This is a genomic window from Pseudomonas sp. P8_229 (assembly GCF_034008635.1).
Taxonomy (GTDB): Bacteria; Pseudomonadota; Gammaproteobacteria; order Pseudomonadales; family Pseudomonadaceae; genus Aquipseudomonas.
The window spans coordinates 3748255-3769658 of the sequence record NZ_CP125378.1 but is presented as its reverse complement, the minus strand read 5'-3'; the positions used below and the strand labels follow the sequence as shown (position 1 = coordinate 3769658).

20 protein-coding genes and 1 pseudogene are annotated in these 21404 nt (G+C 61.5%); 13 read left to right on the top strand and 8 right to left on the bottom strand.

What is annotated here, in order from left to right; all coding sequences use genetic code 11:
- Positions 1 to 8 precede the first annotated feature (8 nt).
- Together QMK55_RS16985 and QMK55_RS16980 are read left to right on the top strand one after the other, a co-directional pair.
- Positions 9 to 1115: an ABC transporter permease gene (locus QMK55_RS16985; protein WP_102357038.1), complete on the top strand. Its 1107-nt coding sequence runs from the start codon at positions 9 to 11 to the stop codon at positions 1113 to 1115.
- Positions 1115 to 2041 (top strand): ABC transporter permease, encoded by a 927-nt coding sequence (locus QMK55_RS16980; protein ID WP_102357040.1) that lies wholly within the window; start codon positions 1115 to 1117, stop codon positions 2039 to 2041. The genes QMK55_RS16985 and QMK55_RS16980 overlap by 1 nt, the downstream gene beginning before the upstream one ends.
- Here QMK55_RS16980 and QMK55_RS16975 read toward each other — a convergent pair.
- Positions 2030 to 2467 (bottom strand): annotated as a pseudogene (locus QMK55_RS16975) (hypothetical protein). The gene QMK55_RS16980 and the pseudogene QMK55_RS16975 overlap by 12 nt on opposite strands.
- A 223-nt stretch (positions 2468 to 2690) precedes the next feature.
- Between QMK55_RS16975 and QMK55_RS16970 the strand changes: the two are divergent.
- Both QMK55_RS16970 and QMK55_RS16965 read left to right on the top strand, forming a co-directional pair.
- Positions 2691 to 3377, top strand: coding sequence for an SDR family oxidoreductase (locus QMK55_RS16970; protein ID WP_320329614.1), 687 nt, complete (start codon positions 2691 to 2693; stop codon positions 3375 to 3377).
- 258 nt (positions 3378 to 3635) lie between these two features.
- Positions 3636 to 4994, top strand: coding sequence for an 8-oxoguanine deaminase (locus QMK55_RS16965; protein WP_320329613.1), 1359 nt, complete (start codon positions 3636 to 3638; stop codon positions 4992 to 4994).
- A gap of 126 nt (positions 4995 to 5120) precedes the next feature.
- Here QMK55_RS16965 and QMK55_RS16960 read toward each other — a convergent pair whose 3' ends face one another.
- Positions 5121 to 6212, bottom strand: coding sequence for a calcium:proton antiporter (locus QMK55_RS16960; RefSeq protein ID WP_102357044.1), 1092 nt, complete (start codon positions 6210 to 6212; stop codon positions 5121 to 5123).
- 288 nt (positions 6213 to 6500) lie between these two features.
- Here QMK55_RS16960 and QMK55_RS16955 point away from each other — a divergent pair, with 288 nt between their 5' ends.
- The 3 genes from QMK55_RS16955 (at position 6501) to QMK55_RS16945 (ending at position 9717) form a co-directional block, all read left to right on the top strand.
- The gene (locus tag QMK55_RS16955) at positions 6501 to 7574 is read left to right on the top strand and encodes a BMP family ABC transporter substrate-binding protein (protein ID WP_320329612.1); all 1074 of its coding nucleotides are present in this window, start codon (positions 6501 to 6503) and stop codon (positions 7572 to 7574) included.
- A 143-nt stretch (positions 7575 to 7717) separates the two neighbouring features.
- A complete protein-coding gene (locus tag QMK55_RS16950; protein ID WP_320329611.1) occupies positions 7718 to 8683 on the top strand; it encodes a 2-oxoglutarate and iron-dependent oxygenase domain-containing protein in 966 nt (321 codons plus the stop codon).
- An 80-nt stretch (positions 8684 to 8763) separates the two neighbouring features.
- Positions 8764 to 9717, top strand: coding sequence for an adenosine deaminase (locus QMK55_RS16945; RefSeq protein WP_095188152.1), 954 nt, complete (start codon positions 8764 to 8766; stop codon positions 9715 to 9717).
- 118 nt (positions 9718 to 9835) lie between these two features.
- Here QMK55_RS16945 and QMK55_RS16940 read toward each other — a convergent pair whose 3' ends face one another.
- The 3 genes from QMK55_RS16940 to QMK55_RS16930 form a co-directional block, all read right to left on the bottom strand.
- Entirely contained in the window at positions 9836 to 11218 is a 1383-nt protein-coding gene (locus QMK55_RS16940) for an MFS transporter (RefSeq protein WP_320329610.1), read from the bottom strand.
- Positions 11219 to 11348: 130 nt separating this feature from the next.
- The gene (locus QMK55_RS16935) at positions 11349 to 12080 is read right to left on the bottom strand and encodes an ArsR/SmtB family transcription factor (RefSeq protein WP_102357050.1); all 732 of its coding nucleotides are present in this window, start codon (positions 12078 to 12080) and stop codon (positions 11349 to 11351) included.
- A gap of 315 nt (positions 12081 to 12395) precedes the next feature.
- Positions 12396 to 13325 (bottom strand): LysR family transcriptional regulator, encoded by a 930-nt coding sequence (locus tag QMK55_RS16930; RefSeq protein ID WP_320329609.1) that lies wholly within the window; start codon positions 13323 to 13325, stop codon positions 12396 to 12398.
- A 120-nt stretch (positions 13326 to 13445) separates the two neighbouring features.
- Between QMK55_RS16930 and QMK55_RS16925 the strand changes: the two genes are divergently transcribed.
- The 3 genes from QMK55_RS16925 to QMK55_RS16915 all read left to right on the top strand — a co-directional run bounded on the left by QMK55_RS16925 (position 13446) and on the right by QMK55_RS16915 (position 15112).
- Positions 13446 to 13739 carry a putative quinol monooxygenase gene (locus QMK55_RS16925; RefSeq protein WP_102357053.1) on the top strand — a complete coding sequence of 98 codons (294 nt, stop codon included), beginning with the start codon at positions 13446 to 13448 and terminating at the stop codon, positions 13737 to 13739.
- Positions 13740 to 13771: 32 nt separating this feature from the next.
- Positions 13772 to 14785: a zinc-binding alcohol dehydrogenase family protein gene (locus QMK55_RS16920; protein WP_102357055.1), complete on the top strand. Its 1014-nt coding sequence runs from the start codon at positions 13772 to 13774 to the stop codon at positions 14783 to 14785.
- A gap of 153 nt (positions 14786 to 14938) precedes the next feature.
- A complete protein-coding gene (locus QMK55_RS16915) occupies positions 14939 to 15112 on the top strand; it encodes a hypothetical protein (RefSeq protein ID WP_007914687.1) in 174 nt (57 codons plus the stop codon).
- Between the two features lie 5 nt (positions 15113 to 15117).
- On the opposite strand, the gene QMK55_RS16910 is transcribed toward QMK55_RS16915, so the two are convergent.
- Positions 15118 to 16320 carry a multidrug effflux MFS transporter gene (locus QMK55_RS16910; protein ID WP_102357056.1) on the bottom strand — a complete coding sequence of 401 codons (1203 nt, stop codon included), beginning with the start codon at positions 16318 to 16320 and terminating at the stop codon, positions 15118 to 15120.
- A 90-nt stretch (positions 16321 to 16410) separates the two neighbouring features.
- Complete coding sequence (locus QMK55_RS16905; RefSeq protein ID WP_102357058.1) at positions 16411 to 16608, bottom strand: cation transporter; 198 nt, start codon at positions 16606 to 16608, stop codon at positions 16411 to 16413.
- 148 nt (positions 16609 to 16756) lie between these two features.
- Between QMK55_RS16905 and QMK55_RS16900 the strand changes: the two genes are divergently transcribed.
- The 3 genes from QMK55_RS16900 (at position 16757) to cueR (ending at position 20139) form a co-directional block, all read left to right on the top strand.
- Positions 16757 to 17140, top strand: coding sequence for a hypothetical protein (locus QMK55_RS16900; RefSeq protein WP_025111720.1), 384 nt, complete (start codon positions 16757 to 16759; stop codon positions 17138 to 17140).
- Between the two features lie 195 nt (positions 17141 to 17335).
- Positions 17336 to 19729 carry a heavy metal translocating P-type ATPase gene (locus QMK55_RS16895; RefSeq protein WP_320329608.1) on the top strand — a complete coding sequence of 798 codons (2394 nt, stop codon included), beginning with the start codon at positions 17336 to 17338 and terminating at the stop codon, positions 19727 to 19729.
- Positions 19726 to 20139: a Cu(I)-responsive transcriptional regulator gene (gene cueR, locus QMK55_RS16890; RefSeq protein ID WP_102357061.1), complete on the top strand. Its 414-nt coding sequence runs from the start codon at positions 19726 to 19728 to the stop codon at positions 20137 to 20139. The genes QMK55_RS16895 and cueR overlap by 4 nt, the downstream gene beginning before the upstream one ends.
- Here cueR and QMK55_RS16885 read toward each other — a convergent pair.
- Positions 20093 to 21295 (bottom strand): MFS transporter, encoded by a 1203-nt coding sequence (locus QMK55_RS16885; protein ID WP_320329607.1) that lies wholly within the window; start codon positions 21293 to 21295, stop codon positions 20093 to 20095. The two genes, cueR and QMK55_RS16885, sit on opposite strands and share 47 nt — an antisense overlap.
- Positions 21296 to 21404: the final 109 nt, after the last annotated feature.

Here is a 21404-nt window from a genome sequence, read left to right as displayed (position 1 = left end):
TTCCCGACATGCTGCTTTCCCTCGAACCCCGTGGCCAGCAATCACGCCTGATGCTGTGGTGCTCGCCACTGCTGGCGGCACTGCTGACACTGGGCTGCGGCTCGCTGCTGTTCATCGCCCTCGGCCATGATCCGCTGCAAACCTTGCACACCCTGTTGATTGCACCAATCAGCGACCTGTATGGCGTCTCCGAATTAATGGTCAAGGCGCTGCCGATTCTGCTCTGCGCACTCGGCCTGGCCGTGGCTTATCAAGCGCGGATCTGGAACATCGGCGCCGAAGGTCAACTGCTGCTCGGTGCACTCGCCGGCAGCGCGCTGGCGGTGAACATCATCGACATGCAAAGCCGTTGGGCGCTGGTGCTGATTCTGCTCACCGGCACCTTCGCCGGCGCCGCCTGGGCCGGGCTGACGGCGTGGTTGCGCACGCGCTTCAACGCCAACGAAATCCTCACCAGCATCATGCTCAATTACATCGCGCTGAACCTGTTGCTGTTCTGCGTGCACGGGCCGTTGAAGGATCCGGCCGGCTACAACTTTCCCGAGTCGGCGATGTTCGGCGACGCCAGTCGCTTGCCGTTGCTGATGGAGGATGGCCGGGCGCACGCCGGAGTGTATTTCGCCCTGCTCGCGCTGGTGACAGTGTGGGTGTTGCTGCAGAAAAGCTTCGTCGGTTTCCAGATAAAAGTGCTGGGCCTGGACAAGCGCGCGGCCGGGTTTGTCGGCTTTCGCGAGAAGCGTCTGATCTGGCTCGCGCTGCTGATCAGCGGCGCTTTGGCCGGGCTGGCCGGGGTCTGTGAAGTGACCGGACCGATCGGCCAACTGGTGCCGCAGGTGTCGCCGGGTTACGGCTACGCGGCGATCACCGTGGCGTTCCTCGGCCGGCTCAATCCGCTCGGCATTGTGTTTTCCAGTCTGCTGATGGCGCTGCTGTACATCGGCGGCGAAAGTGCGCAGATGACCCTCAATCTGCCCCAAGCGATCACCCAACTGTTTCAGGGAATGATGCTGTTTTTCCTGCTCGCCTGCGACGTGCTGATTCTCTATCGACCACGCCTGAAACTGCACTGGGCACGGCGCACATCGACCACCGCCATAACCGCCGGAGCGCTGTGATGGATATCGATCTGTTGAGCAATATTTTCTACGCCATGGTGCGTTGCGGCACGCCCCTGCTGTTGGTAGCGCTGGGTGAGCTGATCTGTGAGAAGAGCGGCGTGCTCAACCTCGGCCAGGAAGGAATGATGCTGTTCGGTGCGGTGATCGGTTTTATCGTCGCGCTCAACAGCGGCAACCTGTGGCTCGGCGTGTTGCTGGCGATGCTCGCGGGGATGCTGTTGTCGTCGCTGTTTGCCCTGGTGGCGCTGGTGTTCAATGCCAATCAGGTCGCAACCGGACTGGCGCTGACGATTTTTGGTGTGGGGCTGTCGACCTTTATTGGTGCCGCGTGGGTCGGCAAGCCGCTGAGCGGTTTCGAGCCGTTGGCGATTCCGTACTTGAGTGGCATTCCGCTGATCGGGCGCATGCTGTTTGCTCAGGACTTGCTGGTGTACCTGTCGTTCGCCCTGTTTGCGCTGGTGGCATGGGTGATCATCAAAAGTCGTGTCGGGTTGATCATTCAGGCGGTTGGCGAGAACCCGGATGCAGCCAGTGCGATGGGCTTGCCGGTGTTGACCGTGCGTACGTTGGCGGTGCTATTTGGCGGGGCAATGGCCGGGTTGGCCGGGGCGTATCTGTCGCTGGCGTACACGCCGATGTGGGCCGAAAACATGACCGCCGGGCGCGGCTGGATCGCGTTGGCGCTGGTGGTGTTTGCCAGTTGGCGAGTGTGGCGCCTGTTGCTCGGGGCCTACCTGTTCGGCCTCGCCAGCATCCTGCACCTGGTGGCGCAGGGATTGGGGCTGGCGATTCCGTCGAGCTTGCTGGCGATGCTGCCGTATGTGGCGACGATTGTGGTGTTGGTGCTGTTGTCGCGGGATGCGGTGCGCACACGGTTGTATGCGCCAGTGTCGTTGGGGCAGCCGTGGCAGTCAGGGCATTAGCGCGGTGATTTCGCTGGCTCTATCGCGAGCAGGCTCACTCCTACAGGGGAACGCGATCAACTGTAGGAGTGAGCCTGCTCGCGATAGCTTTCTGACAGGCAACACCTGAGCCACGCCCCACGCCAATTCAAAGACCAGAAAAAATACCAGCAATGAACTGGCGCCATGGGCCAGGCCGCAAACAGAAACCGCACCACCGCGTCATAGCGACCATACACCGGTTGCGGATCGCGAATCCGCAAAACCGCCCACACACACCACCGAACCCAACAGATTCACCATCAACATGTGCGCCGGCGCGAACGCCGGCAGTTCACCGGGCAACTCCAGCGCCTTACTCAACGCCGTCAACGCCGTCAACGCCGTCAACGCCCCATGCAACGCGACAAAACTCCACGGCGTGGCAAACGCCGCCGTAACGATCAGGTCATCTCAGGCGCTACCGCGCACCATGTTGCGATACTGCGTCGAAGTCCACATCATCCTTGCTCCAAAATTTGAGGAGCAACCACGGTAAAGCCTGGAGTATGCTCCAAGGTCAATACCTCTTTTGAGACCCCGCTCGATGTGTTGCGACGAGCGTTGCAACAACGGCTCGGTCAGGCGTGTCCATTGAATCCGTGAACCGTAACTTTCAAGGAATCCCTTCATGTCCCAGGCAAAAAACGCACTGATCATCGGCGCCTCCCGTGGCTTGGGCCTCGGGCTGGTGAAAACCCTGCTGGCCGATGGCTGGCAGGTGACCGCCACCGTGCGCAATCCGCAGAAAGCCGAGGCGCTGCAAGCGCTGGGCAAGGTGCGTATCGAGAAACTCGACATGGACGACCAGCAAGCCGTGATCGCCCTGAGCCAACAGCTCAAGGACGAGACCTTCGATCTGTTGTTCGTCAACGCCGGGGTCAAAGGCCCGGAAGTGCAGACCCCGGGCGGCGCGACACTGGCCGAAGTCGGTCAGTTGTTCTTCACCAACGCGGTGGCGCCGATCAATCTGGCGCAGCGCTTTGTCGGGCAGATCCGCGACGGCAGCGGCGTGCTGGCGTTCATGAGTTCCGGGCTGGGCAGCGTGACCGTACCTGACGCACCGGAGCTGGCGCTGTACAAGGCAAGCAAGGCCGCGCTGAACTCGATGACCAACAGCTTCGTCACGCAATTGGGCGAGCAGAAACTCACTGTACTGTCGTTGCATCCGGGCTGGGTGAAGACGGATATGGGCGGTGACGGTGCCGACCTTGACGTGGACACCAGCACTCGTGGGCTGATTGATCAGGTGAATGCGTATACCGGCAAGGGCGGACATCACTTCATCAACTACAAGGGCGAAACCATTCCCTGGTAATAACCGAAGATCCCAATGTGGGAGCGGGCTTGCTCGCGAAAGCGTTGTGTCAGTCAATAGATCAGTTGCCTGACATACCGCTTTCGCGAGCAAGCCCGCTCCCACAGGGGCAGTGTGTGTTGGCTGTCGGGTTGGGCTTGCCCGCCGCAGCGATTTGTTTGAAACTGCGCACCTCGTCCTTCGCGGCGACCCTGGATCAGCAGACAGGGCAACACTGAGCTGGCAACCCTGAACCCAACTTTCAGAGGAGCCGGCAACATGCCCGCGACCCGTACCTGGTTAAAAAATCCCCTCGCCATTTTCACTTCCAACGCGCTCGATGCCCGTGGCGGTCTGGTGCTGCAAGATGGCGTCATCGTCGAAGTGCTGGCGGCCGGTCAGCAACCGTCCGCACCGTGCAATGAAGTGTTCGATGCCCGCGAACACGTGATCCTGCCGGGACTGATCAACACCCATCACCATTTCTATCAAACCCTGACTCGCGCCTGGGCGCCGGTGGTCAATCAGCCGCTGTTCCCGTGGCTGAAAACCCTGTACCCGGTGTGGGCGCGGCTGACCCCGGAAAAACTCGCCCTCGCCACCAAGGTCGCGCTGGCTGAACTGCTGCTCTCCGGTTGCACCACCGCCGCCGACCACCACTATCTGTTCCCGGAGGGTCTGGAAAACGCCATCGACGTGCAAGTCGACACCGTGCGCGAACTGGGCATGCGCGCCATGCTCACGCGCGGTTCGATGAGCCTCGGCGAGAAGGACGGCGGCCTGCCACCGCAACAGACCGTGCAGGAAGGCCAGGTGATTCTCGACGACAGTCAGCGCCTGATTCACGAGTACCACGAGCGCGGCGACGGTGCGCAAATCCAGATCGCTCTGGCACCGTGTTCGCCGTTCTCGGTGACCCCGGAAATCATGTCGGCCAGCGCCGAACTGGCGAACACACTCGACGTACGCCTGCACACGCACCTGGCGGAAACCCTCGACGAAGAAGATTTCTGCCTGCAGCGCTTCGGCCTGCGCACCGTGGATTATCTGGACAGCGTCGGCTGGCTTGGCCCGCGCACCTGGCTGGCCCACGGCATCCACTTCAACCCGGACGAAATCGCCCGTCTTGGCCAGGCCGGCACCGGTATCTGCCATTGCCCGAGTTCGAACATGCGCCTGGCTTCCGGCATCTGCCCGAGCATCGACTTGACCGATGCCGGCGCGCTGTTTGGCCTGGGCGTAGACGGTTCCGCTTCCAACGATGCATCGAACATGATCCTCGAAGCGCGGCAGGCGTTGTACATCCAGCGTCTGCGTTATGGTGCGGAAAAGATCACCCCCGAGCGCGTGCTGGGTTGGGCGACCAAGGGCTCGGCGAGTCTGTTGGGGCGCACCGACATCGGTGAGCTGGCGGTGGGCAAGCAGGCGGATCTGGCGTTGTTCAAACTGGATGAACTGCGTTTCTCCGGCAGCCACGATCCGGTTTCGGCGCTGTTGTTGTGCGGCGCGGATCGTGCGGATCGGGTGATGATCGGCGGCAAGTGGCGGGTGATTGATGGTCAAGTCGAAGGTCTTGACCTCAAAGGCCTGATCGCCGATCACAGCCAGGCGGCTCGCCAGTTGATCGCCGGTAGCTGATACACCGCTGATCAAACCTGTGGGAGCGGGCTTGCTCGCGAAGGCGTCTTGTCAGTCAACATTTGAGCTGGCTGACACTCCGCTTTCGCGAGCAAGCCCGCTCCCACATTTGGTTTTGTGGTGGGCTCAAAGACCCAGCAGGGAGAGCATGATGAACGTCGCAAACAGCACAAAGTGGGTCATGCCTTCGATGGCATTGGTCTCGCCGTCATTCAGGTTGATCGCACTGACGATCAACGTGATGAAGATCATCACCGTCTGCACCGGGGTCATCGCCATTTGAAACGGCTGGCCGGTGTACAGCGCCATCGCTTCCATCACCGGCACGGTCAGGATCACCGTCGACAGTGACGCGCCCATCGCAATGTTCACCACCGACTGCATGCGGTTGGCGAGTGCCGCACGTAACGCCGTCAAAATCTCCGGCGCTGCCGAAATCGCCGCCACCAGAATCGCCGTGATCACCGGCGGTGCGCCCGTGCCTTCCAGGCCCAGATCGAGGGTCTTGGACATCACTTCGGCCAGCGCGCCGATCACCACCACCCCGAACACCAGAATGCCGATCGACCACGCCAGACTCAGCGGTTTCGGCTCCTGCTCCACCGGTTCTTTCTTGCGGCGTTTATCCGGGTAGCTGTAGCTGAAAAAGTAGCTGTGCGGCCCAACCTGCATGCGCAGGAACAACGCGTAAAGCACCACCATCGCACCGATGGTGAACGCCGAATAAACCTTCCAGTTAGCCGCCGGAATGAACTCCGGCACCACCATCGACACGCCCATGGCGGTAAGGATCATCACGCTGTAACTGCGCGCCGAATCGTCGTTGTACGACTGCTCGCCATGCTTGAGCCCGCCCATCAGCGCGGCGAGGCCGAGGATGCCGTTGATGTCGAGCATCACCGCCGAATAGATCGTGTCACGCACCAGCGTGGCTGATGCTTCGTTGCTCATCATGATCGCCAGGATCACCACTTCCACCAGCACCGCAGCGAGGGTCAGGATCATCGTCCCGTAGGGGTCACCGACTTTTTCCGCGAGCAGTTCGGCCTGATGGGCGACGCGCATCGATGCGGCGACGATGAAGGCGATCAGTACCAGCCCGCCGGTCAGCGCAACGATCTGGCCGCTGTGCAGCAACCAGTGCTCCAGCGGATAAGCGACACACGCGGCAATCACCGCCAGCAGCAGAAAACTTTCTTGCTTGAGAATCGTGAGCATGGCGGGCCTTTTTGCCGAGAGGTTCGAATGAGCTACTGACTGCGGCGTGGCGCTAACGTTTCGTTACACCTTAGCGCACCAGTGGATGGCAGCGAGCTCGGCAGGTGCCCTTTTATTGGCCTTGAGGACGCTATCGCGAGCAGGCTCACTCCTACAGGAGAATGCATTCCAAATGTAGGAGTGAGCCTGCTCGCGAAGGCCGCAACTCGGTTTCGGACTGTTTGTTGTCCTGTTGGTCAGCAATTTGCATTGACCCTGACCACACACAACAAAATGGAGTTCGAATTCATGCAAATACGCCCGCTGCACAAATTGCTGTGCGCCGCCATCGGTCTGGGGTTCAGCCTGAGCGCCAGCGCTGCCGACCCGCTGAAGGTCGGTTTCGTCTACATCGGCCCGATCGGCGACCACGGCTGGACGTATCAGCATGAACAGGGGCGAAAGGCGCTGGCGGAGAAATTCGGCCCGCAGATCACCACCAATTACGTCGAGAACGTGGCCGAAGGGGCCGACGCCGAACGGGTGATCCGCAACATGGCCAAGGACAACTACGACCTGATCTTCACCACCTCCTTCGGCTACATGAACCCGACCCTGAAAGTCGCCAAGCAATTTCCCAAAGTGACCTTCGAACACGCCACCGGCTACAAGCAGGACAAGAACCTCGGCACCTACCTGGCCCGCACCTATGAGGGCCGTTATGTCGGCGGCTTCCTCGCGGCGAAGATGACCAGGACCAAGAAGATCGGCTACGTCGCCTCGTTCCCGATTCCGGAGGTGATCCGCGACATCAACGCCATCCAGTTGGCCCTGAACAAGTACAACCCCGGCACCGAGATCAAGGTGGTATGGGTCAACTCGTGGTTCGACCCGGGCAAGGAAGCCGATGCCGCCAACGCGCTGATCGATCAGGGCGTGGACGTGGTGTTCCAGCACACCGACAGCCCGGCGCCGATCCAGGCTGCCGAGCGGCGCGGTGTGTACGCCGTGGGTTACGCCTCGGACATGGCACACTTCGGCCCGAAAGCGGTGCTGACCTCGATCGTCAACGACTGGGCACCGCACTACATTCAGGCCACGCAGAGCGTGATCGACCACACCTGGAAGTCGCAGGATTACTGGGGTGGGCTGAAGGAAGGCACCGTTGAGCTGCCGATCAGCGACCTGGTGCCGGCACCGGTGAAAGCCGAGGCCGAACAGATCATCGCTGACATCAAGAGCGGCACGCTGCAACCGTTCACCGGGCCGATCAAGGATCAGGCCGGGGTCGAGAAAATCCCGGCGGGCGTGAGTGCGACCAATGCGCAACTGGCGTCGATGAACTATTACGTGGAAGGGATGAAGGCCGAGATGCCGAAGTAATCCCCGGCCTACCAGCAGTCCCCTGTAGGAGTGAGCCTGCTCGCGATAGCGGTGTGTCAGGTGCAGATATTTCGACTGACACACCGCTATCGCGAGCAGGCTCACTCCCACAGTTGGATCTTCAGCGCTCTCAAGGATTGTGTATGGATCAGCTTCCGATCATCGACATCTCACCGCTCTGCAGCGACGACGAAAACGCCTGGCCCGCCGTGGCCGAGCAGATCGATCTCGCTTGCCGCGAGTGGGGCTTTTTCTACATCAACGGTCATCCGATTTCAGCCCGGCGCATCGCCGCCGTGCTTGATCAGACCCAGCGCTTCTTTGCGCAACCGGCAGCAGAAAAACTCAAGATCGACATCACCCAGACCCGCCATCACCGTGGTTACGGCGCCATCGCCACCGAACAACTCGACCCGGACAAACCCAGCGATCTGAAAGAGACCTTCGACATGGGCCTGCACCTGTCGGCGGATCATCCCGACGTGCTCGCGGAAAAACCGCTGCGCGGACCCAATCGCCATCCGGCGCAAGCAGGCTGGGAGGCGTTGATGGAGCAGCATTACCTCGACATGCAGGCGCTGGCGCAAACCCTGCTGCGGGCGATGACAATTGCCTTGGGCATCGAGCGCGATTTCTTCGACTCACGCTTCGTTGAGCCGGTCAGCGTGCTGCGCATGATCCACTACCCGCCTCGCCACACCGCCAGCAGCGCCGAACAACAAGGCGCCGGGGCGCACACTGATTACGGTTGCATCACCCTGCTCTATCAGGACAGCGCCGGCGGCCTGCAGGTGAAGAACGTCAACGGTGAGTGGATCGACGCGCCGCCGATTGAGGGCACGTTCGTGGTCAACCTCGGCGACATGATGGCGCGCTGGAGCAACGACCGTTATCGCTCGACACCGCATCGGGTGATCAGCCCGCTGGGGGTGGATCGTTATTCAATGCCATTCTTCGCCGAGCCACACCCGGACACCCGCATCGAATGCCTGCCCGGTTGCCTGGACGCACAGCGTCCAGCGAAATATCCGACCACCACCTGCGCCGAATTCCTGTTGTCGCGCTTCGCCGATACCTACGCCTATCGTCGCGAGCAGGAAGCGGTCTGATGGATCGCTTGGTCAGGTTTTGCCAATTGTTTCGGCGAGCGTCTGTAGAATGCCGTCATTGCACCTGATGAGAAAAGAATATGTACGACTGGCTCAACGCCCTGCCCAAGGCTGAACTGCACCTGCATCTGGAAGGCTCGCTGGAGCCCGAGCTGCTGTTCGCCCTGGCCGAGCGCAACAAGATCGCCCTGCCGTGGAACGACGTCGAAACCCTGCGCAAGGCTTACGCCTTCAACAACCTGCAGGAATTCCTCGACCTGTATTACCAGGGTGCCGATGTGCTGCGCACCTCGCAGGATTTCTACGACCTGACCTGGGCCTACCTGCTGCGCTGCAAAGAGCAGAACGTGATTCACACCGAACCGTTCTTCGACCCGCAGACCCACACCGACCGGGGCATCCCGTTCGAAGTGGTGCTCAACGGCATCGCCGCTGCACTCAAGGATGGCGAACAGCAACTGGGCATCACCAGCGGTCTGATCCTGAGCTTCCTGCGCCACCTGAGCGAAGACGAAGCACAGAAAACCCTCGATCAGGCGCTGCCGTTCCGTGACGCATTTGTCGCCGTCGGCCTCGACAGCTCCGAGATGGGTCATCCGCCGAGCAAGTTCCAGCGCGTGTTCGACCGTGCCCGCCACGAAGGCTTCCTGACCGTCGCCCACGCCGGTGAAGAAGGCCCGCCGGAATACATCTGGGAAGCCATCGACCTGCTGAAAATCCAGCGTATCGACCATGGCGTACGCGCCATCGAAGACGAGCGCCTGATGCAGCGGATCATCGACGAGCAGATCCCGCTGACCGTGTGCCCGCTGTCGAACACCAAGCTCTGCGTGTTCGATCACATGTCGCAGCACAACATCCTCGACATGCTCGAACGCGGAGTGAAGGTCACGGTGAACTCCGATGACCCGGCGTACTTCGGTGGTTACGTCACCGAGAACTTCCACGCGCTGCACGAGCACTTGGGCATGACCCAGGATCAGGCCAAGCGCCTGGCGCAGAACAGCCTGGATGCACGGCTGGTAAAACCATAAGCAACACCGCAAAACCCTTGTAGGAGTGAGCCTGCTCGCGATGGCGGAGTGTCAGACACAGATGTGTTAGCTGACAGAACGCAATCGCGAGCAGGCTCACTCCTACATTGGATTGGTGTTAGCCGATGGATTGGGTTTCAGTCAGCTCTTCGAGGGTTTTGCCCCGCGTCTCCATCCCGAACAGCCACACCACCCCCGCCGCAATCGCAAAGCACAACGCTCCCAAGGCGAACACCCCGCCCTGCCCGGTAATCGGGAACACCAACCCGGTCACCAGCGGTCCGAGCAACGAACCGACACGGCCAATCGCCGAAGCGAAGCCTGAGCCTGTGGCCCGCGCCGACGTCGGGTACAACTCCGGCGTGTAGGTGTAAAGCACCGCCCACATGCCGAAGAGGAAAAACTGCATCAACAGCCCGGTGCCGATCAGCAACGCGACGTTGCCGCCGAACACCGCGCTCTGGCCATAAAGAAACGCCATCACCCCGCCGCCAAGCAAGGTGACGATGCACACCGGTTTGCGGCCCCAGCGCTCGACCAGCCACGCGGCCATCAGAAAACCGGGAATCCCGCCCAGCGAGATCAGCACGGTGTAATACACCGACTGGGTCACAGCGAAACCCGACTGTTGCAGCAACGCGCTGAGCCATGACGTCAGTCCGTAGAAACCGAGCAAGGCGAAAAACCACAGACTCCAGATCATCGTGGTGCGCTGGCGGTATTGCGGCGACCAGATCTGCTTGAGGGCGGAAAAGAAGTTGCCCGGTGGCGTCACCGTCCTCGGCAGGCGTACCGGCTCGGGCAACGTCGCGACACCGAGCGATACACGTACACGCTGTTCGATTGCGCCCAGGACCTTGTCCGCCGTTTCATGCCGCCCTGCCTGCTCCAGCCAGCGTGGAGACTCGGGGATGAAGAAACGGATCGCCAGCACGAACACCGCCGGCACCGCCAACACCAGGAAGATGTCGCGCCAGCCAATCAGCGGCAACAGGAAGTAGGACAACACCCCCGCCGCGACAAAACCCAGCGGCCAGAAACCGTCCATCAACGCGATATAGCGCCCGCGACGCTGCGCCGGAATCAGCTCGGACAGCATCGACTGCGCGATGGGAAATTCCATGCCCATGCCGATCCCCAGCAGAATGCGGAACAGTGTCAGGCTCTCCACCGTTTGCGCGGTCGAACACAGGTAACTGGCCACGCCCCACAGCACGATGCTCCACTGGAACACCGGTTTGCGCCCAAAGCGATCGGCGAGCATGCCCGACAGCGATGCTCCCAGCACCATGCCGAAGAAACTCGAACTGGCGAGCAACCCGGCTTGGGCACTGCTCAGGCCAAACTCGCTTTTGATCGAGCCGAGCAGGAACGTCATCATGGCCAGGTCCATGGAGTCGAAAAAGAACGCCAAGGCAATGATGATGAAAATGACGCGGTGATAACCGCTGAGCGGCAGGCGCTCCAGTCGTTCTGCTGCGCTGAAGCTTCGCGTATCCATGGCCCGTCTCCCCATCCGCAATGTTTGCCGGTCGAGTGTGCGCGATAACGGTTCAGCGCTTTTTCTGGATACGACCTGTTCGCAGTCACTGGCGACGCCCGCGTCGTAGTGGCAGCCGGCGAATGCTCTATTACGCCAATTCGAGCTCGGTTTCCCTGGCGAAGCGGTGGATTTCGCGCTGCCCGGCCGGGGTCACCTGCAAGGCTCGCGAGTCCTTGGGCAGCGTCAGCCAGCCGGACTGCATGAACAGTTGCAACAACGCAGCGCCCAAAGAGCCACCCAGGTGCGGACGCCGTTCGCTCCAGTCCGGACAGGCGCAGGCGATCTGAGCCTTGCGATGAGCCAGGGCCTGGATGAACACGCCCCGGTTGGCCAGTTCGGTCGAACCCTTGAGAGTCACCACGACCCGCTGCTCGATCTGTTCGATCCAGCCCTCATCGAGCAGGCGTTGATACAGATCGGCGGCCAGCGTGCCACCCAAATGGTCATCGCAAAAGCGCGCGCGCAGCAGCGAAGACGGTGCGGTCTGGGGATTGACGATCGGTGTCGAGCGCTTGAATACGTGAGGAATGTCACGCGGTGCACTGGCGATCGTGGCACTGGCCAAGGCTTCGATGGCAGCGGCGATTTCCGGGGCTGCCAGGCGGAAAAAACGCTTGCGCCCACGAGCTTCGACTTTCAACAGACCGCCAGCGGACAAGCGCCCCAGATGCGCACTGGCCGACGATGGCGACAGCCCTGCCAGCAGCGCCAGCTCCTCGGCCTGGCGGGCCGAGCCATCCATCAACGCCCACATCATCGCACTGCGCTTGGGGTCGGCCAGCAGCGTGGCGATCTGGCTGATGCAAGGTGCATGTTCCATGTATTCACTCCCTGTTGAATCGTATCGTCTACTGCTCGAAGACATCTTGACCAGTAATGCGTCGTCGGCCAAGACGCGTAAAACGCCATGAACCGGAGCAACGCAGGCCAGTGATGCAGCACCCGTCAATGGAGTGTCCGCGGCGTTTGTGCACTTCTGGTCCAGCCCCGGAAAAACCGGCCGGACTCTGCCCTGGCCGGTTATCGGTGCAGGTTTGAGGCGGCGCTAGTATAAGCGGGATACACGCCGCTTCCTGCGCCGTGGCTGGCACGAATGGTGATAGTTGCTGAGAGAAATTTCGCTAATTGCCTGCGACTAATGATCAACTTTCGGGAAATGCGGAAATTGACTACTCAATTCGGCGCATCGGCTGGCGAGCATTTCCCTTAAAAGGTTCACCGGCTTACTCAATTGCGCGCGATGGGCGCACAACAGATTCAGCGGAGCGCGCTCGCACTGCAGTTCCGGCAGCAGCACTTTGAGTCGCCCGGCGAGGACATCCGCGCCGACATCGAGCCACGACTTGTAGGCGATCCCCGCCCCTGCCACTGCCCACAAGCGCACCACGTCGGCGTCATCACTGAAGCGGTCACCGCTGACCGTCAGGCCGACTTCACGTTTGCCGTCATGAAAGCTCCAATGGTCGTGCACCCGGCTGCCGAGCATGTACAGCAGGCAATTGTGCTGAGCCAGTTGTTCGAGCTGACGCGGTTCGCCGTGGCGCGCCAGGTACGCCGGCGATGCACAGAGCACGCGGCGGTTGTGCGGGGCGATCGGCAAGGCGACCAGGCTGGAGTCTTCCGGTTCGCCGTAGCGCAGCGCGATGTCCACGGGCTGGCGGAACAGATCGGCGATGCGGTCACCGAGCAGCAGGCGCACGGTCAGCTTCGGGTGCTCGCGCTGAAACTCGTCGAGCCACGGCAGCAACAGGTTGCGGCCGAAGTCCGAAGGCGCCGACAGTTGCAGGATCCCGCTGACCTGATCCTGCGCGCTGGACAGGTAGCGTCGCCCCTCATCCAGTTGGCTCAACGCGGCGCGGGCATATTCGAGAAAGCCTTCGCCCTCGGCGGTCAGGCGCAGGCTGCGGGTCGAACGGGCCAGCAGACGTGCGCCCAGTTGCTGTTCGATGCGCTTGAGCGCAGCACTGGCGACAGCAGCGGACATGTCCATGACCCGCGCCGCCGCCGACAGACTGCCCAGGTCCGCCGCGCGAACGAACAACTGCAAATCATCGAAACGCAGCATTCTCAGCCTCGATTATCAAAAAAATATTGAAAGAGACTGCTCTTTTAGCCGGTTTTATCGCGCCGAGAAATAGCCAATCATCTGCTCCATCGAATTCATCCCGCTTCTCTGGAGCCGAGCATGTCCCAGCCATTCACCGCCATCGCCACCCTGATCGCCAAGCCAGGCCAGCAGGACACCCTCGAAAACGCCCTGCGTGAACTGGTTGAGCCCAGCCGCGCCGAAGCAGGCTGCAGCCAGTACGACCTGCATCGCGACCTGGCCGATCCGCTGACCTTTTATGTGATCGAGCACTGGGCCAGCGAGGAGATCCTCTCGGCGCACAACGCCAGTGCGCATTTCCTGAACTTCCAGGCGACTGCGGCCCATTGCATCGAACACTTCCAATTGAAACGCCTGGGCGCCATCGCCTGAGCCCTTCTTCTATTACCGTTACGGAGCAAGTCATGAAAGCCATCGCCTATTACGCCTCCCTGCCGATCAGCGACGAAAAATCCCTGCAGGACATCGAACTGCCAGAACCGGTCGCCGGCCCGCGCGACCTGCTGGTAGAAGTCAAAGCTATCTCGGTCAACCCGGTCGACACCAAGGTGCGGCAGAACGTGGCCCCGGAAAACGGCGCGGCGAAAGTGCTGGGCTGGGACGTCGCCGGTGTGGTCAAGGCTGTCGGCAACGAAGTGAGTCTGTTCAAGGCCGGCGACAAAGTCTTCTACGCCGGCTCCATCGCCCGCGCCGGGGGCAACAGCGAACTGCACGTGGTCGATGAGCGGATTGTCGGCCACATGCCCAAGTCCCTCGGTTTCGCCGAAGCCGCCGCCCTGCCGTTGACCGCCATCACTGCCTGGGAACTGTTGTTCGAACGCCTGCAGGTTCGCGAGGGCAAAGCCGCTGAAGGCCAGAGCCTGCTGATCGTCGGCGCTGCCGGTGGGGTCGGCTCGATCCTCACCCAACTGGCCAAACAATTGACCGGCCTGAAAGTGATTGGCACGGCCTCCCGCGCGCAGACCCGCGACTGGGTGACTGAGCTGGGCGCCGATCTGGTGATCGACCACAGCCAGCCGCTGAGCGAAGAGCTCAAGCGCACCGGGATCGACCACGTAACCCACGTCGCCAGCCTGACCCAGACCGATCATCACCTCGATCAACTGGTCGAGGCGTTGGCGCCGCAAGGCAAACTGGCGCTGATCGACGATCCGAAGTCGCTCGACGTGACCAAGCTCAAGCGCAAGAGCCTGTCGCTGCACTGGGAATTCATGTACACCCGCTCGCTGTTCGAAACCCCGGACATGATCGAGCAGCACTCACTGCTCAACCGCGTGGCCGAGCTGATTGATGCGGGGACGTTGAAGACCACGGTGGGCGAGCATTTCGGCAAGATCAATGCGGCAAATCTGCGTCGCGCGCATGAACTGCTGGAAAGTGGCAAAGCCAAGGGCAAAATTGTTTTAGAAAGTTTCTGAGAATTTGAAGGTCATAACGAGCGCCAGCTCCCGTCAGGGCTGGCGCTGGTTTTTGCCGTCAGTCAGATGCTTGACCGTTGTCACAAATGCGATCGTATTCAGGTCTACAATCGAAATCTCTGCGATGCATCTTTTACACAAGGGAGGTCAGCAATGAAGATCCTGATAAAAGAAGTGGCAAAGTCCCAATGGCAGGTTCGTCTCGACCAGCATGCCGTGACATTTCGCAGTGAAGCCGAGGCTCTCGCCTTCACCCGCACCCTCGAAGCGCGACTCTGCGCGCCCCATCAGATTCCCGACCGCAGCCAGCAACGCGCGGCTGGCTGAGCCTTTTACGCCTCGGCCTGGGCTTGCGCCAATGCGCGGGCATTCTGCAGGCGGCGGGTGAGCATCGCGACGCTCACGACCAGTAAACCGCACAGGCTGATGACCATCGCCATCGGCACGGCGGTGCCGTCGTGCAATACCCCCACCAGTGCCGAAGCACCAGCGGCGACGCTGAACTGCATGCAGCCGAGCAACGCCGATGCACTGCCGGCGCGAGCGCCCTGTCCATTCATTGCACAAGCCGCCGCGTTGGGGCTGATGCAGCCAAGGCTGGAGACACAGATAAACAATGGAATCAGCAGCGGCCACAAGGCTTCGGTGTGCAAGACACTCACCGCGAGCAGCGCCAGCCCGGCACACAGGTAAACCCAGACCGCCCGCGACAGCAGAAATGCCGGGCCACGCTTGGCCAGCAGCCGCGCATTGACCTGCGCCACCAGAATGAACCCCGCCGCGTTGGTGCCGAACAGCCAGCCGAAATGCTCGGCCGGCACGCCGTACAGTTTGATGAAGATGAACGGTGAACCGGCGATGTAAGCGAACATCCCGGCAATGGCGATACCACCGGTCAGGGCGTGACCGAGATAGACCCGATCCTTCAGCAGGCGGCCGTACTGGCGCAGTGCACCGGATAACGGCTGACGCGGCATATGAGCCGGCATGCTTTCCGGCAGGCCGAGCGCCACCGCCAGTCCGGCCAGGGCGCTGAACCCGGTCAGCACGAGGAAAATCGACTGCCAGCCCGTGGTATTGACCAGCAAGCCACCGAGCATCGGTGCCAGAATCGGTGCCAAGCCCATCACCAGCATCAACTGCGAAAAGACTTTCGCCGACCCCACCGCGTCGCACTTGTCGCTGACTACCGCCCGGGAAATCACCATCCCCGCACAGCCGCCCAACGCCTGGACAAAGCGAGCACCGATCAGCCATTCCAGATTCGGCGCATACGCGCAGGCCAGTGACGCCAGCGTGAACAACGCCAGACCGGTGAGCAACGGGATCCGCCGGCCAAAGCGATCCGCCACCGGACCATAAGCCAGTTGGCCAATCGACAATCCGGCGAAATAGGCTGCCAGCGTCATCTGCACGTGCTTCTCATCGGTGCCGAACGCCAGCGCCATGGAAGGAAATGCAGGTAGATAGAAGTCGATCGCCAAGGGCCCGAAGGCGGTCAAGGCACCGAGAATCAGAATGGTACGGAAGTTCATCAGGCATCCAGGTTGGCAAGTCGGCAGCCCGACAGTCTAGCCGCGCCCGGACGCCTTGAACATTCCGATAGCTCGCTAACTATAAAAACGTCAGGCGAGTTTGACGGCGTAGCCTTCTTCGCTGATGACCTCCATGACCTGCTCAGCACTCAGCGCACTTTCAACACCAACCTCTTTGGCCGCCAGATCGACCCGCACGCTGGCCGCCGGATCCTTTGCCTGCACCGCGTTGGTGATGGCTTTGACGCAGTGGCCGCAGGACATGCCTTGAACGTTGAACACTTGCATGGATTGACTCCTTTGAGTGAGATTGCCGGCAGTGTCGAGCTTGCCACCATGGCAAGGTCAAGTTCTGCAAGAAACGGCCGGGCTGGCAATCGGCGTCGCGCTCAGCCAAGCTGCGTGCATCAATGACTCAAACTCAGGAGATTCAGCCATGCGCTGGTCAGCTTTCAGCCTGTTTGGCTTGCTCAGCCTCTTTGCCGCCCTGCCCCAGGCCAACGCGACCGGCGAGGACTACGCGGTTCTGATCATCTCGCGCGAGCGCCTCGAAGTACCGACCTCCTGCGAGATCGGCGTGTACATTCAGGACCAGTTTGCCGGACGCCTGCTGCAGGAGCAGTCCACCTCGTTCAACCTGCAACACGGCACGTTTTCCATTCGCCTGAAACTTGAGCCGAGCCAGGTGCCGGGTTGCAAGCCAGGCATGCTGGCACCGCCGGCTCAGGAGATCACGCTCAAGGCCGGGGACGTGGTGAAGTACCGGATCGCGACGTCTGCCAAAGGTTTGTACCTGCGACCTGCCGCCCTCGAATACTGAGCAAAACCACAAAATGTGGGAGCGAGCCTGCTCGCGAAAGCAGTGTGTTATTCAGTGATGATATTGACTGACACACCGCTTTCGCGAGCAAGCTCGCTCCCACAGTTGTTTTGTGGTGAGCCAAAGATTGGCGCTTGACCTTGCCCGAATGGCAAGGTTGATCCTTGTAGGCATCTACTACAGGGAGTACGACCGATGTCCGATTCCACCACTTTCGATCTGCCGATAGCCGGCATGACCTGCGCCAGTTGCGCCGGGCGTGTCGAGCGGGCGTTGAGCAAAGTCAGCGGCGCCAGTGCCGTCAGCGTCAATCTCGCCACCGAACAGGCTCGCGTCCAGGCGCCGGGCGACAGCTTGCCGGCGTTGATGGAGGCGGTGGAGCGTGCTGGTTACAGCGTCCCGCAGCAAACTATCGAACTGAGCATCGAAGGCATGACCTGCGCGTCGTGTGTCGGCCGTGTCGAACGTGCCCTGAACAAAGTGCCGGGAGTGAAGAGCGTCAGCGTCAACCTTGCCAACGAACGCGCTCACCTCGAGTTGCTCGGTCAGATCGATCTGCAGTCGCTGCTCGACACTGTGAGCAAGGCGGGTTACTCGGCCAGCGTCTGGCAGGCTGAACACCCTGCCACCGATAATCAGCAACAGCGCCTGCAACATGAGCGTTGGGCATTGATCTGCGCGATCGCCCTGGCGTTGCCGCTGGTGTTGCCGATGCTGCTGCAACCGTTCGGCATTCACTGGATGCTCCCGGCCTGGGCGCAATTTGCCCTCGCCACGCCGGTGCAATTCATTTTCGGTGCACGTTTCTATGTCGCCGCGTGGAAAGCCGTGCGCGCCGGGGCAGGCAACATGGACTTGCTGGTAGCCCTCGGCACCAGCGCCGGTTATGGCTTGAGCCTGTACGAATGGGCCACCGCCGCCGGGCGCATGCCGCATCTGTATTTCGAAGCGTCGGCGGTGGTCATCGCCTTGGTGCTGCTCGGCAAATACCTGGAAAGCCGCGCCAAGCGCCAGACCGCCAGCGCCATCCGCGCGCTGGAAGCCTTGCGCCCGGAACGGGCGATTCAAGTGATCGACGGCCACGAGCAGGACGTTGCGATCAGCGCCCTGCGCCTGAACGATCAGGTCTTGGTCAAACCCGGCGAACGCTTCCCCGTTGACGGCGAAGTGCTGGAAGGCCAGAGCCACGCTGACGAAGCGCTGATCAGCGGCGAAAGCCTGCCGGTGCCGAAACAACCCGGCGACAAGGTCACTGGCGGTGCGATCAACGGCGAAGGTCGCCTTCTGGTGCGCACCACCGCCCTTGGCGCAGAAAGCGTGCTGGCGCGGATAATCCGGCTGGTGGAGGACGCTCAGGCGGCGAAAGCGCCGATCCAGAAACTGGTGGATAAAGTCAGTCAGGTGTTCGTGCCCACCGTGTTGCTGATCGCTTTGGCGACACTGATCAGTTGGTGGCTGTACGGCGCGCCCATGGAAACCGCGTTGATCAATGCCGTCGCCGTGCTGGTGATCGCGTGCCCCTGTGCGCTCGGCCTCGCTACCCCGACGGCGATCATGGCCGGCACCGGCGTGGCTGCGCGTCACGGCATTCTGATCAAGGACGCCGAAGCACTGGAGCGTGCCCATGAAGTCAGCACGGTGGTGTTCGACAAAACCGGCACCCTGACCTCCGGCACCCCGCGAATCGCGCATTTCAGTGCACTGGACGGCGATGAAAACTCAGCGTTGCAACTGGCCGGCGCCCTGCAGCGCGGCAGTGAGCATCCACTGGCCAAAGCGGTACTGGACGCGGCGGCCGAGCGCGACCTGAGCGTGCCCGATGTCAGCGACAGCCAATCCCTGACCGGGCGTGGTATCGCCGGCAATCTTGAGGGGCGGCGCCTCGCACTGGGCAACCGGCTTTTGCTGGAAGAAAGCGGTTTGAGCGCCGGCAATCTCGCCGAATCTGCCAAGGCGTGGGAAACCGAAGGCCGGACCTTGTCGTGGCTGATCGAGCAAAGCCCTGAACCGCGTGTGCTCGGGTTGTTCGCCTTCGGTGACACACTCAAGCCCGGCGCACTGCAAGCGGTGCAACAACTCGCAGCCCGAGATATCCACAGCCATCTGCTGACGGGCGACAACCGTGGTAGCGCGAAAGTCGTCGCCGAGGCTTTGGGCATCAAGAATGTCCACGCCGAAGTGCTGCCCGCCGACAAAGCCGCCACCGTCACCGAACTGAAGAAAACCGGAGTGGTGGCGATGGTCGGCGATGGCATCAACGACGCCCCGGCACTGGCGGCGGCCGACATCGGCATTGCCATGGGCGGCGGCACCGACGTGGCGATGCACGCGGCCGGCATCACCTTGATGCGCGGCGACCCACGTCTGGTGCCAGCAGCGCTGGAGATCAGCCGCAAGACCTACGCGAAGATCCGCCAGAATCTGTTCTGGGCGTTCGTCTACAACCTGATCGGCATTCCGTTGGCGGCGTTCGGCTTCCTCAACCCGGTGCTGGCCGGTGCAGCGATGGCACTGTCGAGCGTCAGCGTGGTGAGCAATGCGCTACTGTTGAAAACCTGGAAACCGAAGGACCTGGAGGAGCACCGATGAACATCGGCCAAGCGGCCCGGCACAGTGGCCTGAGCGCAAAGATGATCCGCTATTACGAGTCGATCGGCCTGCTCAAGGCCGCCCATCGCACCGACAGCGGCTACCGGGTCTACGGCGAGGATGACTTGCACACGCTGGCGTTCATCAAGCGTTCGCGGGATCTGGGGTTTTCCCTGGAAGAAGTCGGCAAGCTGCTGACCCTCTGGCAGGATCGCCAACGCGCCAGCGCTGATGTGAAAGCCCTGGCACGTCAGCACATCGACGAGTTGAACCAGAAGATCCGCGAACTCGGCGAGTTGCGCGACACCCTGCAGGATTTGGTCGAACACTGTAATGGCGACCATCGCCCCGATTGCCCGATCCTCAAGGAACTGGCGTCGGGCTGCTGCGCGCAACCCGCGCGCGCCTGAGCGCCAACCCTTTGACCGTCAACAACGTACCAAGCGGGATGCCGTGGAACAGCAGCACCACGGCACCCGGTGTCCACCAGCCATAGAACGGCGCGGCAATCAGCATGCCGACGCCGAACCCGGTCATTTGCAGCAAGGTCAGGAAGCTGAAGATCGGCAGGCGCAAATGCTCCGGTTCACGTTGCAGGCGCGACATCAGGCCGACTTCGGAAAAGCCGTCGCCCAACCCCGCAGGCAACGAAAACAGCAACAGACCATAGAGGCTGTGCTGCTGGAACATCAGGATGAAACCGCAGGACATCAACGCCACGCCGAAGAAAAACCGCCGCTCCAGATGGCAGTTGTCCGAGCCTTCCAGGCGACTGGCAATCCGCGCACCAAGCAGTTTGCCGCTGGCCCACACCGCCAGCATCAGGCCCAGCGTGGTGCTGGCCGAGTCCGGTGTCAGTAATTTGGAAATGATCGGGAAGCCGACGTTGTGTGCAGCGCTGCCCAAGGTATCGGCCATGGTCACAGCAAGCATCGCCGCGATCACCGGGGCACTGCGCAGACCTTGCCTGAGGGCTGGCCATTCACCGTGTTCGCTGGCCGATTGTTCGTCGATCACTGAGGCGGCGAAGCGCAACGGTGCGATCAACAGCGCCGCCAGCAAATAGGTCAGTGCGTTGAGCGCGAACACCGTTTCGAAACCGAATGCCGCCACCAGCAAACCGGAGACCAGGCTGCCGCCGACCATCGCCGCCGATGACGCCGAGGTGATCCAGGCATTGGTTTTCAGGAGCTGCGCCGGTTCGATCAGCCGCGGCAACTGGCTGTTGAGGCCGATGGCGAACATCGAGTTGCCAAAGCCCAGACCAAAGGCGATCACCGGCAACAGCAAAGCCTGCTGGCTGACCGGCAAGATCAACAGCCCGCCGAGCAGCGCCGCACGCAGCAGATCGAAGGCGATCAACGGCACCCGGCCATTCCAGCGTCGATAGAACCGTGTGCCGATCAGACTGGCGAAAATCCCCCCGCCGACACGGCTGGCCAGGAATATCCCGACGCTCATGGCGCTGTTGCTCAGCAGGTAGACGTAAGTCGCCAGCGCGACCATGTTGAGAAAGGCGCCGAAGTCGGAGATCAGCCGGGCGGTGATGATCAGGCGGGCGTTCACATTCAATCCTTGAGTGTGCGAGGGCTGACAAGAGTCCCATACGCATTTCAAGAACACCATAAATCCCTTGTAGGAGTGAGCCTGCTCGCGATGGCGGTGGGTCAGACAA

Excerpts from the sequence above, each read along its gene's own strand:
- QMK55_RS16985 (WP_102357038.1), top strand. The coding sequence starts at position 9 with ATGCTGCTTTCCCTCGAACCCCGTGGCCAGCAATCACGCCTGATGCTG.
- QMK55_RS16980 (WP_102357040.1), top strand. The coding sequence starts at position 1,115 with ATGGATATCGATCTGTTGAGCAATATTTTCTACGCCATGGTGCGTTGC.
- QMK55_RS16970 (WP_320329614.1), top strand. The coding sequence starts at position 2,691 with ATGTCCCAGGCAAAAAACGCACTGATCATCGGCGCCTCCCGTGGCTTG.
- QMK55_RS16965 (WP_320329613.1), top strand. The coding sequence starts at position 3,636 with ATGCCCGCGACCCGTACCTGGTTAAAAAATCCCCTCGCCATTTTCACT.
- QMK55_RS16960 (WP_102357044.1), bottom strand. The coding sequence starts at position 6,212 with ATGCTCACGATTCTCAAGCAAGAAAGTTTTCTGCTGCTGGCGGTGATT.
- QMK55_RS16955 (WP_320329612.1), top strand. The coding sequence starts at position 6,501 with ATGCAAATACGCCCGCTGCACAAATTGCTGTGCGCCGCCATCGGTCTG.
- QMK55_RS16950 (WP_320329611.1), top strand. The coding sequence starts at position 7,718 with ATGGATCAGCTTCCGATCATCGACATCTCACCGCTCTGCAGCGACGAC.
- QMK55_RS16945 (WP_095188152.1), top strand. The coding sequence starts at position 8,764 with ATGTACGACTGGCTCAACGCCCTGCCCAAGGCTGAACTGCACCTGCAT.
- QMK55_RS16940 (WP_320329610.1), bottom strand. The coding sequence starts at position 11,218 with ATGGATACGCGAAGCTTCAGCGCAGCAGAACGACTGGAGCGCCTGCCG.
- QMK55_RS16935 (WP_102357050.1), bottom strand. The coding sequence starts at position 12,080 with ATGGAACATGCACCTTGCATCAGCCAGATCGCCACGCTGCTGGCCGAC.
- QMK55_RS16930 (WP_320329609.1), bottom strand. The coding sequence starts at position 13,325 with ATGCTGCGTTTCGATGATTTGCAGTTGTTCGTTCGCGCGGCGGACCTG.
- QMK55_RS16925 (WP_102357053.1), top strand. The coding sequence starts at position 13,446 with ATGTCCCAGCCATTCACCGCCATCGCCACCCTGATCGCCAAGCCAGGC.
- QMK55_RS16920 (WP_102357055.1), top strand. The coding sequence starts at position 13,772 with ATGAAAGCCATCGCCTATTACGCCTCCCTGCCGATCAGCGACGAAAAA.
- QMK55_RS16915 (WP_007914687.1), top strand. The coding sequence starts at position 14,939 with ATGAAGATCCTGATAAAAGAAGTGGCAAAGTCCCAATGGCAGGTTCGT.
- QMK55_RS16910 (WP_102357056.1), bottom strand. The coding sequence starts at position 16,320 with ATGAACTTCCGTACCATTCTGATTCTCGGTGCCTTGACCGCCTTCGGG.
- QMK55_RS16905 (WP_102357058.1), bottom strand. The coding sequence starts at position 16,608 with ATGCAAGTGTTCAACGTTCAAGGCATGTCCTGCGGCCACTGCGTCAAA.
- QMK55_RS16900 (WP_025111720.1), top strand. The coding sequence starts at position 16,757 with ATGCGCTGGTCAGCTTTCAGCCTGTTTGGCTTGCTCAGCCTCTTTGCC.
- QMK55_RS16895 (WP_320329608.1), top strand. The coding sequence starts at position 17,336 with ATGTCCGATTCCACCACTTTCGATCTGCCGATAGCCGGCATGACCTGC.
- cueR (WP_102357061.1), top strand. The coding sequence starts at position 19,726 with ATGAACATCGGCCAAGCGGCCCGGCACAGTGGCCTGAGCGCAAAGATG.